The following is a 14,015-nucleotide window of genomic DNA, read 5'->3' on the forward strand; positions in this document are numbered from 1 at the left end:
CCGGCTCAGGGTTCGCCCAGATATTGCGCGAGGCCCGCGTCGAGCGGCGGCCGCCGTCCGGCCGCCTCGGCAAGGTCCATGCGCAGGAAGGCGTTCTGGACATAGCGGATGCCCGCCCAGCGCAGCGGTTCGCCCTCCCAGTTCGGCGCTTGCGCGCGGATATAGGGCGCGTTCGCGTCCGGCTTCTGGCCGAGGACCAGCCCGGCGAGGGCGCGGGCGCAAATCGCGCTCGTGATGACGCCGTGGCCGGTATAGCCATAACTGTGGCCGATCCGGCGCGCCGGATCGAAATAGACGGTCGGCAGCCAATCGCGCGCGATGCCCAGATAGCCCGCCCAGCGATGCGTGAAGTCGACGTCCGCGAGCAGCGGCCACCATTCGACGAGCCGGTCGCGAATCCAGTCGAAATTCGCATGGTCGCGCAGCGCGGCCTCGGACATGTCCGAACCGTAGCGATAGGGGGCGCCGCGGCTGCCGAACAATATGCGCCCGTCGGCGGTCCGGGTCAGATAGTTGGTCGTATTCACATAAGAACTGAGGCATTCGCCGCCCGACCAGCCGATTTCATCCCATTGTCCGGCGCTGAGCGGCGCGGTGAGCATGATCGTCGATGCCATCGGGATCAGCCGGCGGCGGTAATCGGGGAGGCCGGTCAGATAGGCCTCGCCCGCGAGCAGGATCGCGCGGCGCGCGCGGAGCGTCCCGCCGGCGGTGACGAGCGCGGGTCGGGCGCCGTCTTCGACGTGCAGCACGTCGGTGCCTTCATAGATGCGCGCGCCGCGCCACTCGACCGCGCGGGCGAGACCGCGCACGAGGCGGCCGGGGTGGATCGTCCCGCCGGCGTCGAGGCGCATCCCGCCATGAACATGGGTCGCGTGCACCAGTGCTGCGGCCTGCGCCGCATCGAGCAACTCGCAGCCGTCCTCCATGCCGAGCTTGCCATAGGCCGCGAAGGATTTCTGCAACGCGGGCAATTGCGCCGCGCTGCGGGCGAGGGTCAGGACACCCGCCGGGTTGAAATGCGCGTCGATGCCTTCTTCTGCGCAAATCCGGCCGACTTCGTCCACCATCGCTTGCTGCGCCAGCAGGATGGCGCGGGTGGTCGCGACCCCGTAACGCCCGATGAGCGCCGACGGGTTGATCGGAAAGCGCGGCGAACACCAGCCGCCGTTGCGGCCCGATGCGCCGAAGCCGCAAAATTGCCGCTCGACGATGGCGATCGAAAGGCCGGGATTGCTCTGGAGGAGGAACCATGCGGTCCACAGTCCGGAGAAGCCGCCGCCCAATATGGCGACATCGACGCTTTCGTCGCTCGTCAGCGCCGCGCGCGGGGTCAGGTCGTCAGCGCAACTGGCGAGCCAGTAACTGCCGATGTCGGCGGGGGAGACGGCCGCGGTCACCACCCCGGCGCCGTTACCGGACCGGCGGCCGGTATTCGAGCGTCATGCTCGACGCCGCGGTCTTGCGGATCTCGTCGGGGACCAGCGTGATCTTCTTGAGCTCGTTGGTCTCGTGCATCAGCGTCTGGTCGGCAAGGTTCGGATTGCCCTTGCCCTTGGGATCGATGAACAGATTCTGCCCGCCCGCATCGACGACCGAATAGAGCGCGCGCCGGTCGCGCCCGATTTCCATCAGCCCGACCCAGCTTTCGCCGCCATTGTGCGGCGCCATGGTCGGGCCGAGCCCGAGCACTGCCGACAGGCGGCGTTCGGGCGCATCCTCGGCCATTTGCGGGCGGTCGGGCGTTTCGAGCGAGGCGTCGAAATATTTCCAGAAGATCGGCTGCTTCCACTCGGCCATATCTTTGCCGGGGAAACGGGCCTTGACCTCGGCGAGCGTCGCCTTGATCGTATCGATCATCGCCGCGGTGCGGTCGCGCCCGCCGAAATAGTCGACGCTGAGCGGCGCCCCGGCGGCATCGCCCTGAAAGGCACGCAGCAACAGGCTGGATTGATAGGTCAGATAGCGATCGGCGTCGATCGCACGCCACCAGTCGCCCATATCGTCGCCGAATATGATCTTCGGCGCGATCTGGAGCCAGCTACGATAGAGGGTGAGGCCCGGATTGTCGTATTTCTGGTCGCCGTCGCGGTCCTGATACAGGCCGTTGAAGCTCAGCATATATTCGCCGGCGCGTTTGACCTCGGGATCGTCGCTCGCCGCGATGGCTTTCCGGATATAGGGGGCGAAGAAATCGGGCGCCGCCTGATTGCGGTCGACCGCGCCGAGCGCGTTGAAGATCTTGCCGTTGAACTCGCGCATGTCGAGCAGGGTCAGCGACTGGCCATTCTTCGCGAGCCGGTCGCCGAGCCAGGTGCGGAAGGTCGCGCCGATCCGGGCATTGTCGCCTTCCTGCGACCAGCCCGTCGCCTTGCTGTTCCACGACATGAAATAATGCTGCTTCGGATTGATCATGTGCGGCTTTTCGGCGGGCGTCAGGAAGCCAGACCATTCATATTCGCCGGTGCCGGGGGTGGGCAGGCGCGGGTCGACCCCGGCCGCCTTCTTGGGCAGCGCGCCCGCCTCGAAATAGGCGATCGTGCCATCCTCGCCGCCGTAACAGGCGCCCAGATTCCAGCCGAGCCGGTCGACGCCCTTTTCGCGGAACTCGGCAAGGCTTTTCGCGCGGCCCATTTCGGCAAAGGCGACCCATGTGTCGAGCTCGCGGCCGTGCACCCCCATCTGCTGCGAATAGGCGGTGCCGTTGTCGGCATCCCACGCGATCACCGGGCCGTGGATCGTCCACGCGACCTCATGGGTGACGGGCGCTGCATCCTTGACCCGGAAGGTCTCGGTACGGTGCTCCATCTTCTTCCACGCGCCCTTGTACCAATATTCGTAACGGTTCTTCGGGTTCAGTTTTTCGGCGAAGGTCGTCCCCGCTTCGCTGCTGCCCGAAACGAGCAGCCAGCCATGCTGCGCCCCGCGCCCCATCGTCGGCACGCCCCAGCCGGTCGAGCCGAAGCCGGCATTGTCGAAGCCGCCGCCCTTCAGGTGGATTTCGGGGCCGTCGGCGGTCGCCTCCAGCATCAGCACATTGCCGCTGGCCGATTTTTGCGGACCGATCACCATACAGCGGCTCATGCCCTTTACCGGCTCGGTCGGCGCGGCTTGTGCCGCGGCCGATGCGACGCCGCCGCCCGGCAGCTGAACGGGCGCAAGGACGGCCGCCGGGACCGCGCGCGCCGGGGCGAGGTCGTCGCCGGCGGGGATCGTCGTCGGCGAATCGGGGTCGGAGATCGGGACGACGTCGTTGAAAATCTGCCAGGCTTTTTCGGCGCCGTAGCGTTCGGTCATCGCTTTCAGAAATTCGAGGTTGCGGATTTCATAGGTGTCGCGGCCGAGCGGCGCGGCGGTGATCAGCGCCAGATATTCGGCAAGGCTCCAGCGCGTCGGCTTGATCCCCCAGCGGACGAACTCCAGCGGGGTCAGATGTTCGGGGTCGGCGTTCACTTCGTCGATGCGCTTGTTGATCCCGTCGACCATCGCGCGGATCATCTTGCGATGCTCGGGCGCGAGCGCATTGTAGCGCTGCATCAGGACCGCATCGGACAGCTTGCGGCCGCGCATGACCTTGTCGGTGTCGAGCGCCGATGCCCCCACCAGTTCGGCGCGGCGCCCCTGCGTATTGTGCCGCGCCAGTTCCATCGCGGCGAGGCGGTCGCTGGCAATTGCGTAGCCGGCGCCGAACATCACGGCGTCCGAGGTTTCGGCCTCGACGTGCGGCACGCCGAAACCGTCGCGCGAAATTATGACCTTCTCCTGCGCCTGCGCGGTTGGCGCCATCGCCAGCAGGAGGGCGGCGGAGCCGTGGAGCAGGGCGGCAGTCGAACGGCGCATCTAAATCTTCTCCTGTTATTTCGGCAAAAATGCCTCGGCCAGCGCGACCCACAACGCCGCACCCGTCGGCGAAATGCTGTCGTCATAGGCATAGTGCGAATTGTGGAGCATCACCGATCCCGGCCCCTCGTCGCCGTTGCCGAGCAGCAGGAAGCAGCCGGGCACGACATCGAGATAGCGCGCGAAATCCTCGCCCCCCATTCCGGGCGCGTCGAGGTCGACGAAACGCTCCGGGCCGACGACGCCGATCGCGATATCGCGCACCTTCGCATAAAGATCGGCCGGGTTGTGCAGGGCAGGGTAGCCGCGCTCGTAATCGAGTTCGGCGGTGGCGCCGAACGAGGCCGCGACCCCGGTGACGATCTCGCGCAGCCGCTTCTCCACCGCATCCTGGCTGGCGCGCGACAGCGTACGCACCGTGCCGCCCATCCGCGCTTCGTCGGCGATGATGTTGAAGGCGGTGCCGGCCTCGACCTTGCAGATCGACACCACCGCGGCGTCCATCGGGTCGGTGTTGCGCGCGACGATGCTCTGCACCGCGATGACGATCTGCGCCGCGACGAGGACCGGATCGATGGTGAGGTGCGGTCGCGCGGCGTGGCCGCCCTTGCCTGTCACGACGATCTCGAACTTGTCGGCGGCGGCATAGAGCGCGCCCGCCCGCCCGGCGAGCTTGCCGGCGGCGATGCCGGGGCGGTTGTGGATGCCGAAGATCGCCTCCATCGGAAAGCGCTCGAACAGCCCGTCGCGGATCATCGCGCTGGCGCCGCCGTCGGGGTCGCCGGCCGGCCCCTGATAACCGAGCGATTCCTCGGCGGGCTGGAAGATCAGGTGGACCGCGCCGTCGAAATTGCGCGTTGCGGCGAGATGCTTCGCGGCGCCGAGCAGCATCGTGGTGTGGCCGTCGTGGCCACAGGCGTGCATGACGCCGGGCGTGCAGCTTTTGTGATCGGACTCGGTCAATTCGGTCATTGGCAGCGCATCGATATCGGCGCGGATACCGATGGCGCGTTCGGATGCTCCGGCGCGGATCGTCGCGACGATTCCGGTGCCGCCGATGCCGGTGTGGACCTCGTCGACCCCGAATTCTTCGAGCAGGTCGAGGATGAAGCGGACGGTACCCTGTTCGTGAAAGCCAAGTTCGGGATGCTGGTGAATATGCCGGCGCCAGGCGGTCATGTCGGCTTCGAGTGATGTCAGGTCAACGGACATGGGGAACCACCTCCTGGCGCGGCGAGGTGAGACTAGGGACAGGGCCGGCCCGACCCCAATGCCGATTGGACATGCTTATATGTTCCGCTGCGATTTTCATGGTTCCGCTCCGTCAGGGCACCGTATGGGCCGCGACCTGATAATATACCTGCGCGTGCGGGCCGAGCGGAAGGTCGAAGCCGACCCATGCCACCACCATGAGGATGCCCGTCGCCATGAAGCACAGCGCATAGGGCAGCATCAGCGCGAGGAGCGAACCGACGCCCATCGATTTGTCCCAGCGCTGGCAAAACACGAGGACGAGCGGGAAATAGCTCATCAGCGGCGTCATGATGTTGGTGTAGCTGTCACCCATCCGGTATGCGGCGGTCGTCATTTCGGGGCTGATGCCGAGCAGCATGAACATCGGCACGACCACCGACGACAGCACGCTCCACTTCGCCGTCGCCGATCCGATGAACAGGTCGAGCAGCGAGGAGAGCAGCAGCACGCAGACGAGCAGGAGCGGGGCGGGCAGGCCCATCCCCTGCAGCTTTTCGGCGCCGCTGATCGCGACGATCGGCCCGATGCCCGACCAGTTGAACATCGCGACGAAATGCGCGGCGAAGAAAACGAAGACCAGATAGGGCGCGATCGTCTTCACGCCTTCGCGCATCATGGCGATGATGTCGTTGGAGTTTTTGACCGTTCCGACAGCGCGCCCGAACACCGCGCCGGTGAGCAGGAACAGCAGAAACAGCGCGGCGATGATCGAGCCATAGAGCGGTTGCAGCCGGATCGGCCCTTCGGCGCTCTGGTCGATGAAGGGGCTATAGCCGGGCAAAAGGCAGAGCGCGGCAAACAGCGCGACGACGAACAGCGCCGCGAGACCGGCGTGACGGAGCCCGCGCCGCTCGTCGTCGCTGAGGTCGCCTTTTTCCAGATCGGCGCGCAGTTCGTCGTCGACCGGCTCGTTCCAGGTGCCGAGCCGCGGTTCGACGATCCGGTCGGTGACGAACCAGACGATCGGCGTGAAGAAAATCACGATGCCAAGGATGAAATACCAGTTGCCGAGCGGGTTCATCGTCCAGCCGGGCTCGACAATCCGCGCCGCTTCCTGCGTGAAGCCGAACAGCAGCACGTCGAGCTGGCCGGGCATGATATTCCCTGCATAACCGCCGGACACCGCGGCCAGCGCTGCCGCAATCCCGGCGAGCGGATGGCGCCCGACCGAGGCGAAGAGGACGGCGGCCATCGGGATCAGCACGACATAGGCGGCGTCGGCGGCATGGTGCGAGACCATGCCGACCACCGCGATGATCGGGGTCATGTAGCGGCGCGGCGTGTTGCGCAGCGAGCCGCGGATGAGCGCGAAGAACATCCCCGACCGTTCGGCGACCGCGGCGCCCATCATGATCGTCAGGACGATGCCGAGCGGCGTGAAGCTCGCATAGGTCTTCGGCATTTCGGTAAACAGCCGCGCGATATTCTCGGCCGAGAAGAGGCTGGAGGCGCGATAGGTGAGCATGCCGTTCGCGAGTTCGGCGTTGGCGGGGGCGGTCTGGCCCGAATAGGGCAGCGACGCGCTCCATCCGAGTGCCGCACCGAGTGCCGAGACGAGCATCAGCGCGACAATCAGATAGATGAAGATGATCGTCGGGTCGGGAAGCAGGTTGCCGGCCCGCTCGACAAAGCCGAGGAAACCCCTCTGGCGGGCAGGACGGATCGTTTCAGCGGTCATCATTGCCCCTCCTGCCGGGCCGGTATCGCGTTGTTGTCCGCAAACAATATGAGGCCCGCGTCCATGACGCGAGCCTCATTGCTGTCGGCCGAAATCAGAAGTTCACTTCGAGCCCGAGCCGGACGACCGGCCCGAACTGATCGAAGCCGCCCCCCGACGGATCGATGACCTGAACCGATTCCATCACCGGCAGCTTGACGTTGAACAGGTTGCTGACACCGAACGAGAATTTGGCTTCCTGCCGCCCGTTCATCGGCAGCGTGTAGGATCCCGAAATATCGTTGTAGAAGCGCGAACCCGTCTTGCGCGGCGCGATGAGTTCGCGGCTGATCCCCGGCGAGATGTCGGTCAGGCTCTGGCTCGACTGATAGCGGCCCTGCCAGCCCAGCGTTAGCGGGCCGTTCGAATAGGTCAGCCCGACGACCCCCTTATATTTGGGGTAGCCGTAAAAGCCTTCGAGCACGGTGTAGAGATCGGGGCGCGCCTGGAAGGTATAGGTGCGCAGCCGGTGCAGATAGGTGAAGGCCAGATTGGTCGAGATCTTTCCGTTGCCCACCGGGAGGGTGTAGAAGATCTGCGTGTCGAGGCCCGAGGTTTCCAGCTTCGACGTGTTGACATAGGTGCTGTTGCCGCCGGTGATGCCGAAATAGTTCGGGCTGGCAGTGTTCATGTCGCGGGTGATCAGCGAACAGAGATCCGGATCGGGCCCGCCGGCGCGATCGACGCAGTTTTCGGCGATCTGCTGCGGGCTGAGGAAGCTGATCGCGTCGTCGATCTGGATGTTGAACCAGTCGGCCGAAATTTGCAGGCCGGGCAGGAAGGTCGGGGTCAGGACGATGCCCGCCGTCCAGCTGTCCGACACTTCGGGGCGCAAATTCTGGTTACCCGAGACGATGAAGGGCACCCCGATCCCGCCGTTCAGTGGCACGAACCCCGCCGGGCGGCCGAGCGCGGCGCAGTTGGCGGCGCGGTTCGGATTCTCGCCGATATTGGTTTGCGAACAGGGGTCTTCGACGTTGGTCGTTTGCCCTTCGCTGGGGCGGAAAGCCTCGAAGATATTCGGGGCGCGGATGGCGCGGCTGATCGTCGCGCGGAGGCGCAGGCCGTCGGTCGGCTCCCAGATGCCGCCGACCTTCCACGAGGTCGCCTGTCCGGCATGGCTATAGTCGGCGTGGCGCACCGCGCCCTCGATCGACAGCAGCTTGGTGAACGGCATGTCGGTCAGGATCGGGATGCTGAGCTCGCCGAAGAATTCGGTGACGTGATAGCCGCCTTCATAATCCTGCGTCGCCGCCTGATTGGTGAAGCCGCCCTTGACCAGGGGATCGGTGGTGCGGCCGTTGCGTTCCTTGCGATATTCGGCGCCGATCGCGAAACCGATCGCGCCGCCGCCCGGCATGGTCAGGAATTTTTCGCTGTCGCCGGCGAGCGAGAAGCCGGCCGTCGTCTGGCGGATGAAAGCATTCGAGACCGTCGTCGCGGTGACGAAATCGCGCGCCGCCTGCGAGCTGTTGACCGAACCGAAGGGATCGAACGGCGCGCAGGTGCCACCGCCCTGGATGTTCGGGCGCACATAGCCGACCGGCTGCAGCGCGGGCACATCCATCCGGCAGCGGATCTCGTTGGTCGCCGGATCGACCACCGCGTCGATCGCGGCGAGCAGGTTGGGAACGACCAGACGGTTATAGCCGATGAACTTCGCCTTGGTGCGGCCATAGGTGCCGTAGATGTCATAGCGAAGGTCGGCGAAGCCGGTTTCGAATTCGCCCTTCAAGCCGCCGACGAACGACAGGCTGTTGCGGTCGACCTGGCTGTAACGGAGGCCAAGGTCGGTGAAGAGGCGGTCGAGCCGCAGGGTGGTGGCCCCCGCCGCGAGCAGGTCGTCGCGGAAATCCTCGTTGAGGAACGCGTTTTCGGCGACGTTGATCGCCAGCCCCGTCCGGATTACCGGCTGGCCGCGGCCATAGCTCGACGTGTTGTTATAGTCGGCGCCGAAATAGGCGGTGACGTTGTCGCTGATGTCATAATGGGCGCTGAGGTTGAGGTTGTAGCGCTCGATATCGGGGACGAGCGAGATCGAATCGTCGAACCGGAAACAGGCGGTGCCGCAGTTTTCGAAGATGCCGAACAGGCTGCCGTCGCTCAGGCTCGGCGTCGGAAAGGGCCGGGGCGTGCCGTCGTCGTTGAAGACGAAGCGCCCGAGGCCGCCGGTGTCGTTGCTAAAGCCGACGACCCCGTAGCCGGAGAAGCGCAGCGCTTCGCCGCCGGGGACGACGATCATGTCGGGGATGCCGTCGTCGGGACCGGTATCGGCCGGATTGAGCATCGCGACGTAATTTTTCATCCCCGCCTGCTTCGGCGTGATTTCCTTCACCTTCGCATAGTCGCCGGCAATGGTGATATTGCCGCGCCCTTCGCTGAAATTCATGCCGGCAACAAGGCTGGCGCCATAGGTCAGCCCTTCGCCGCCGCGCGTCGGCTGCGATCCGTTGAACGAGATGCGGACACCGTCGAAATTATCCTTGAGGATGATGTTGACGACGCCCGACACAGCGTCGGAACCATAGATCGCCGAGGCGCCGCCGGTGATCACTTCGATGCGCTCGATCAGATTGGGGTTGATCGAATTGAGATCGATCGCGGTGCTGTCGGTCGCGCCCGCGACGCGGCGCTTGCCGTTGACGAGCACCAGCGTGCGGTTCGATCCGAGGCTGCGCAGGTCGACGAGCGCAAGGCCGCCGCTATTTTCACCGCGCGAGCCCGACGCGCCGGTCTGCTGGCTCTGCTGCATGCTGCCCGAAAAGCCGATCGACGGCTGCTGCGCGAGCGCGCGGCCGATGTCGAACTGGGCGTTGTTGTTTTCGAGCGTATCCGACGAAACGACGCCGACCGGGGTCGGCAGGTCGAGGACCGGACGGCCGATGCGCGACCCCGTCACGACGATGTCGTTACCGTCCGTAACGCCCTGTTCGTCGACCGGTTCGGCGACGTCCTGTGCGTTCGCTGCGCCCGCCAGACTCGCGAAAAGGGAGATTGCGAGGATGGAAGTGGAAATTCTAAGCTTGCCGCAAGAGGCTGCCGTTGCCGGTCCCTGGATCATGTTTTTTCTCCGCCCTGAACCCCTGCCAAAGCCGTTCGTTTGCCGGATAGTGCAAGGGCCCATCCTGTCTATGGACATGCGGTCATCGATCCCAATGCCGGTTCGACATAGAATCATTCGTGCGATGCGGGCGGGGTTGGCGCAGCTTTGTTGCGCGCGCTTTCAGGCGGCTTCCGACCTGATCCGATTCTTCAGTGACGTCCAGAAGGCCTCGACGCTCGGGCTTCGCCGCGCGATCGGTTTATAGATGCGGATTTCGATCGGGACGTGCCAGCTCGCATCGCCCGCCGCGACAAGGCGTCCGCTTTCGAGATCTTCGCCGGCAAGGCTGAGCGGCGCCCAGCACAGCCCGCGGCCGTCGCGGGCCATCGACAGGAGCGCGGTCGCCATATGCGACCGGAAAACCGTGCGCAGCGCCGCCGAGCCTGCGGAGATCACCTGCGCCGCCTGCAGGATGCGCCCCATGCCCGACTTGTCCTCGAATTCCAGATAGGGGAGCGGCTGGTCGCCCGACCCGGGCAGGCGATGCGCCGGCGATCCGTCCTCGGCGGGCGCCGCGACCGGGAGCAAGACGTCCTGTCCGAGGAGGAGCGACGCAAAACCGGCCGGATCGAGGCGGTGCGCCGCCGCGGTATGGTGATGGCACAGAAGGAAGTCGGCCTTTCCTTCGAGCATGAAGCGCTCGCAAGCGACCATATTGTCCGCGATCAGCGTGATCGTTCCCGCTTCCTGGCCCTCGCTGAGGCTGCGGAGCCACGACGGGAAAAAGGTCGTCGATAGCGCGTGCGTCGAGGCGAAGCGGATTTCGTTGCTGAGCGTCCCGCCGATTTCGCGGACATGATCGCGCCCGAGCGTCAGCCGCCGCAATATCTCTTCGGCGAGGATACGAAAGGCCTGACCCGCTTCGGTGAGGGCGATCCGGTGCGTATCGCGATCGACCAGCGTTGCGCCGACCCAGTCCTCAAGCGCGCGGATGCGGCGGCTGAAGGCCGGCTGGGTCAGGTTGCGCGCCTCGGCGGCGCGGGAGAAATTGCCTTCATCCGCGAGTTTGATGAAGTCCTCGAGCCACATGATATCCATTTGATTCCACTCGTCGCATCAATTGATACTGTCCCGGCATTGGCATAGCCAGAACCGTGCACGGTAAGCCCAGCCCCGCAAGACCGCAGGAAGGGTAGAAGAATGTCGGCGCCCAAAACGCTTTACGACAAGATCGTCGACGAACACCGCATATTATCTTTCGACGAATCCGGCGGCGCTGGCGAACGATTGTTGCTCTATATCGATAGAACGGTGCTCAACGAATATACAAGCCCCCAAGCGTTCAGCGGCCTCCGCGCCGCCGGGCGTACCCCCTGGCGACCCGCGGCATCGCTGGGCGTGGTCGATCATGTCAATTCGACGAATCCGGATCGCGAGGCGGGGCAACTCGACGATGGTGCGCGCCGCCAGATCGAATATCTGGGCGAAAACGGCCGCGATTTCGGAATCGAGATCTTCGATCTTTTCGACCCGCGGCAAGGGATCGAGCATGTCGTGATGCCTGAACTGGGGCTGGTGCTGCCGGGCATGGTGATTGCGGCGGGCGACAGCCATTCGACGACCTATGGCGCGTTCGGGGTCGTCGGCTTCGGCATCGGCACCTCGGATATCGAGCATCTGCTGGCGACGCAGACGCTCGTCTATCGCCGCCTCAAGACGATGCGGATCACCGTCGACGGGACGCTGGCGCCGGGCGTGACGGCGAAGGACCTCATCATGGAGGTCATCCGGCGGATCGGTGCCGACGGGGCGGCGGGACATGCCGTCGAGTTCGCCGGGACCGCGATCGACGCGCTCGGCGTCGAGGCGCGCATGACGATCTGCAATATGGCGGTCGAATGCGGCGCGCGCGTGGCGCTGATGGCGCCCGACGACAAGGTGGCGGCCTATATCGAGGGCTGTCCGCGCGCGCCGTCGGCCGAGCTGTTCGCGCGGGCGCGTGTCGAATGGGATGCGCTGCGCAGCGACCCCGGCGCCCGCTTCGACAAGGAGCTTTCGCTGAGCGCCGGCGATATCCCGCCGATGGTAAGCTGGGGCACCAGCCCCGACCAGTCGCTCGCGATCACCGGCCGCGTTCCCGATCCGGACGATCTGCCGCCCGAACGCCGCGCCGACGCGGTGCGCGCAATGGCCTATATGGGCCTCGCGCCGAACATGGCGCTGCAGGAGATCGCGATCGATCGCGCTTTCATCGGATCGTGCACCAATGCCCGCCTGTCGGATCTTCGCGACGCGGCGGAAATCTTGCGGGGGCGCAAGGTCGCCCCCGGCGTGCGGGCGATGATTTCGCCGGGCAGCAGCCATGTGCGCAGCCTTGCCGAAGCCGAAGGCATCGACCGCATCTTCACCGAGGCGGGCTTCGAATGGCGCCGGTCGGGCTGTTCGCTGTGCCTCGCGATGAACGACGACAGCCTTGCGCCCGGGGAAAGATGCGCGTCGAGCACCAACCGCAATTTCGAAGGGCGGCAGGGGATCGGCGGGCGTACCCACCTGATGAGCCCGGCGATGGTCGCCGCGGCGGCCGTCATGGGGCGGCTCGCCGACGTGCGGACACTCGCCGCGGCGGAGCTGGCTCGATGAAGGGGTTCGTCCGCGAAACGGGACGCGTGGCCGCGATGCCCGGCGCCAATATCGATACCGACGTGATCATGCCGAAAGCGTTTCTGAAGGGCATCGACCGGTCGGGGCTTGCGGTGGGGCTTTTTCACGACCTGCGTTTCGACGAAGACGGCGCGGTGCGGAGCGACTTCATCCTCAACCGTCCCGATATGGCGGACACCCGCTTTCTGCTCGTCGGACCCAATTTCGGCTGCGGATCGTCGCGCGAGCATGCGGTGTGGGGCATGCTGCAATATGGCATCAGGGGGATTATCGGCTCGTCATACGGCGCGATCTTTGCCGACAATGCAGCGAACAACGGATTGCTCCTGCTGTCGTTGCCCGTCGCGGAGGTCGCCGCGCTGGCGGCGCAGCTTCAAGACGGCGCAGGGGACATGACGATCGATCTCGAAGCGCAGCGGATCGAGACGGGCGCTGAGGCGACCGGTTTCGACATCGAGCCCGCCACGCGGCGCGCGCTGATGCTCGGCCTCGACCGGATCGGCGAGACGCTGACCCACGCCGATCGCATCCGGGCGTTCGAGGAGGCCTATCTCGCGCGCAAGCCTTGGCTTATGGATGCGGGAAGCGATGAGCGTATATCCTGAATATCCCGACCTGCTGCCCGGCTTTCGCTGGCAGGACATCGACGCTGGCGGGGTCCGCATCCGTGCCGCCGTGGGTGGGGCGGGGCCGCCGCTGCTGTTGTTGCACGGGCATCCGCAAACGCACCTGACGTGGCACAAGGTTGCACCGGAACTTGCCAAGCGCTTCACCGTCGTCGCGACCGATCTTCGCGGCTATGGCGACAGCGAAAAATTGCCCGGCGACGCCGACCATCGCAATTATTCGAAGCGGGCGATGGCGGCCGACCAGGTTGCGGTGATGGCGGCGCTCGGCTTCGCACGGTTCGACGTCGTCGCGCATGATCGCGGCGCGCGCGTCGCGCACCGGATGGCGCTCGACCATCCGGATCGCGTCGGGCGGCTCGTGCTGCTCGATATCGCTCCGACGGCGACGATGTATGCCGAGACCAGCCGCGATTTCGCGACCCGCTATTTCTGGTGGTTTTTCCTTATCCAGCCGTTCGACCTGCCCGAACGGATGATCGCCGCCGACCCCGATCATTTTCTCGACCGCCACCTTTCCGGTCAGATCAAGATCGACGGCTCGCTCGACCCGCGCGTCGTCGCCGAATATCGCCGCTGCTACCGCGATCCCGCGACACGCCACGCGATCTGCGAGGATTATCGGGCGGCGGCGGGCATCGACCTCGACCATGATGCCGCCGATGCCGACCGGCTGATCAAAGCGCCGCTTCTCCTCCTCTGGGGCGGTCTCGGCACGGTGGGAAGCCTGTTCGACGTCCTCGCAAGCTGGCGGCCGAAGGCGCGCAGCGTGCGCGGCCGCGCCCTGCCTTGCGGCCATAGTCCGCAGGAAGAGGTGCCCGACTTGTTGCTCGCCGAACTGGACGCCTTTCTCGCCGCCTGACGCGTTTAAGGC

9 protein-coding genes are annotated in these 14,015 nt (G+C 65.6%); 3 read left to right on the plus strand and 6 right to left on the minus strand.

Going from position 1 to position 14,015, the window contains the following annotated elements; all coding sequences use genetic code 11:
- Positions 1-5: 5 nt before the first annotated feature.
- The 6 genes from V6U71_RS04230 to V6U71_RS04255 form a co-directional block, all read right to left on the minus strand.
- The gene (locus V6U71_RS04230) at positions 6-1,400 is read right to left on the minus strand and encodes an NAD(P)/FAD-dependent oxidoreductase (protein WP_411341081.1); all 1,395 of its coding nucleotides are present in this window, start codon (positions 1,398-1,400) and stop codon (positions 6-8) included.
- A gap of 13 nt (positions 1,401-1,413) precedes the next feature.
- Positions 1,414-3,840 carry a penicillin acylase family protein gene (locus tag V6U71_RS04235; protein ID WP_411341082.1) on the minus strand — a complete coding sequence of 809 codons (2,427 nt, stop codon included), beginning with the start codon at positions 3,838-3,840 and terminating at the stop codon, positions 1,414-1,416.
- Between the two features lie 15 nt (positions 3,841-3,855).
- Positions 3,856-5,052 carry a M20 aminoacylase family protein gene (locus V6U71_RS04240; RefSeq protein WP_411341083.1) on the minus strand — a complete coding sequence of 399 codons (1,197 nt, stop codon included), beginning with the start codon at positions 5,050-5,052 and terminating at the stop codon, positions 3,856-3,858.
- Between the two features lie 112 nt (positions 5,053-5,164).
- On the minus strand, positions 5,165-6,772 hold the full coding sequence (locus tag V6U71_RS04245) for an AbgT family transporter (RefSeq protein WP_411341084.1): 1,608 nt from the start codon (positions 6,770-6,772) through the stop codon (positions 5,165-5,167).
- 94 nt (positions 6,773-6,866) lie between these two features.
- A complete protein-coding gene (locus tag V6U71_RS04250; RefSeq protein WP_411341085.1) occupies positions 6,867-9,872 on the minus strand; it encodes a TonB-dependent receptor plug domain-containing protein in 3,006 nt (1,001 codons plus the stop codon).
- Positions 9,873-10,034: 162 nt separating this feature from the next.
- Entirely contained in the window at positions 10,035-10,952 is a 918-nt protein-coding gene (locus V6U71_RS04255; protein ID WP_411341086.1) for a LysR family transcriptional regulator, read from the minus strand.
- A 102-nt stretch (positions 10,953-11,054) separates the two neighbouring features.
- Between V6U71_RS04255 and leuC the strand changes: the two genes are divergently transcribed.
- The 3 genes from leuC to V6U71_RS04270 are packed head-to-tail and all read left to right on the plus strand — an operon-like array spanning position 11,055 to position 14,003.
- The gene (gene leuC / locus V6U71_RS04260) at positions 11,055-12,494 is read left to right on the plus strand and encodes a 3-isopropylmalate dehydratase large subunit (RefSeq protein WP_411341087.1); all 1,440 of its coding nucleotides are present in this window, start codon (positions 11,055-11,057) and stop codon (positions 12,492-12,494) included.
- The gene (gene leuD, locus V6U71_RS04265; protein WP_411341088.1) at positions 12,491-13,120 is read left to right on the plus strand and encodes a 3-isopropylmalate dehydratase small subunit; all 630 of its coding nucleotides are present in this window, start codon (positions 12,491-12,493) and stop codon (positions 13,118-13,120) included. The genes leuC and leuD overlap by 4 nt, the downstream gene beginning before the upstream one ends.
- Complete coding sequence (locus V6U71_RS04270; RefSeq protein ID WP_411341089.1) at positions 13,104-14,003, plus strand: alpha/beta fold hydrolase; 900 nt, start codon at positions 13,104-13,106, stop codon at positions 14,001-14,003. Before leuD ends, V6U71_RS04270 begins: the two co-directional genes overlap by 17 nt.
- The last annotated feature ends 12 nt before the right edge of the window (positions 14,004-14,015 follow it).

It is taken from the genome of Sphingopyxis sp. J-6, assembly GCF_046603995.1.
Taxonomy (GTDB): Bacteria; Pseudomonadota; Alphaproteobacteria; order Sphingomonadales; family Sphingomonadaceae; genus Sphingopyxis.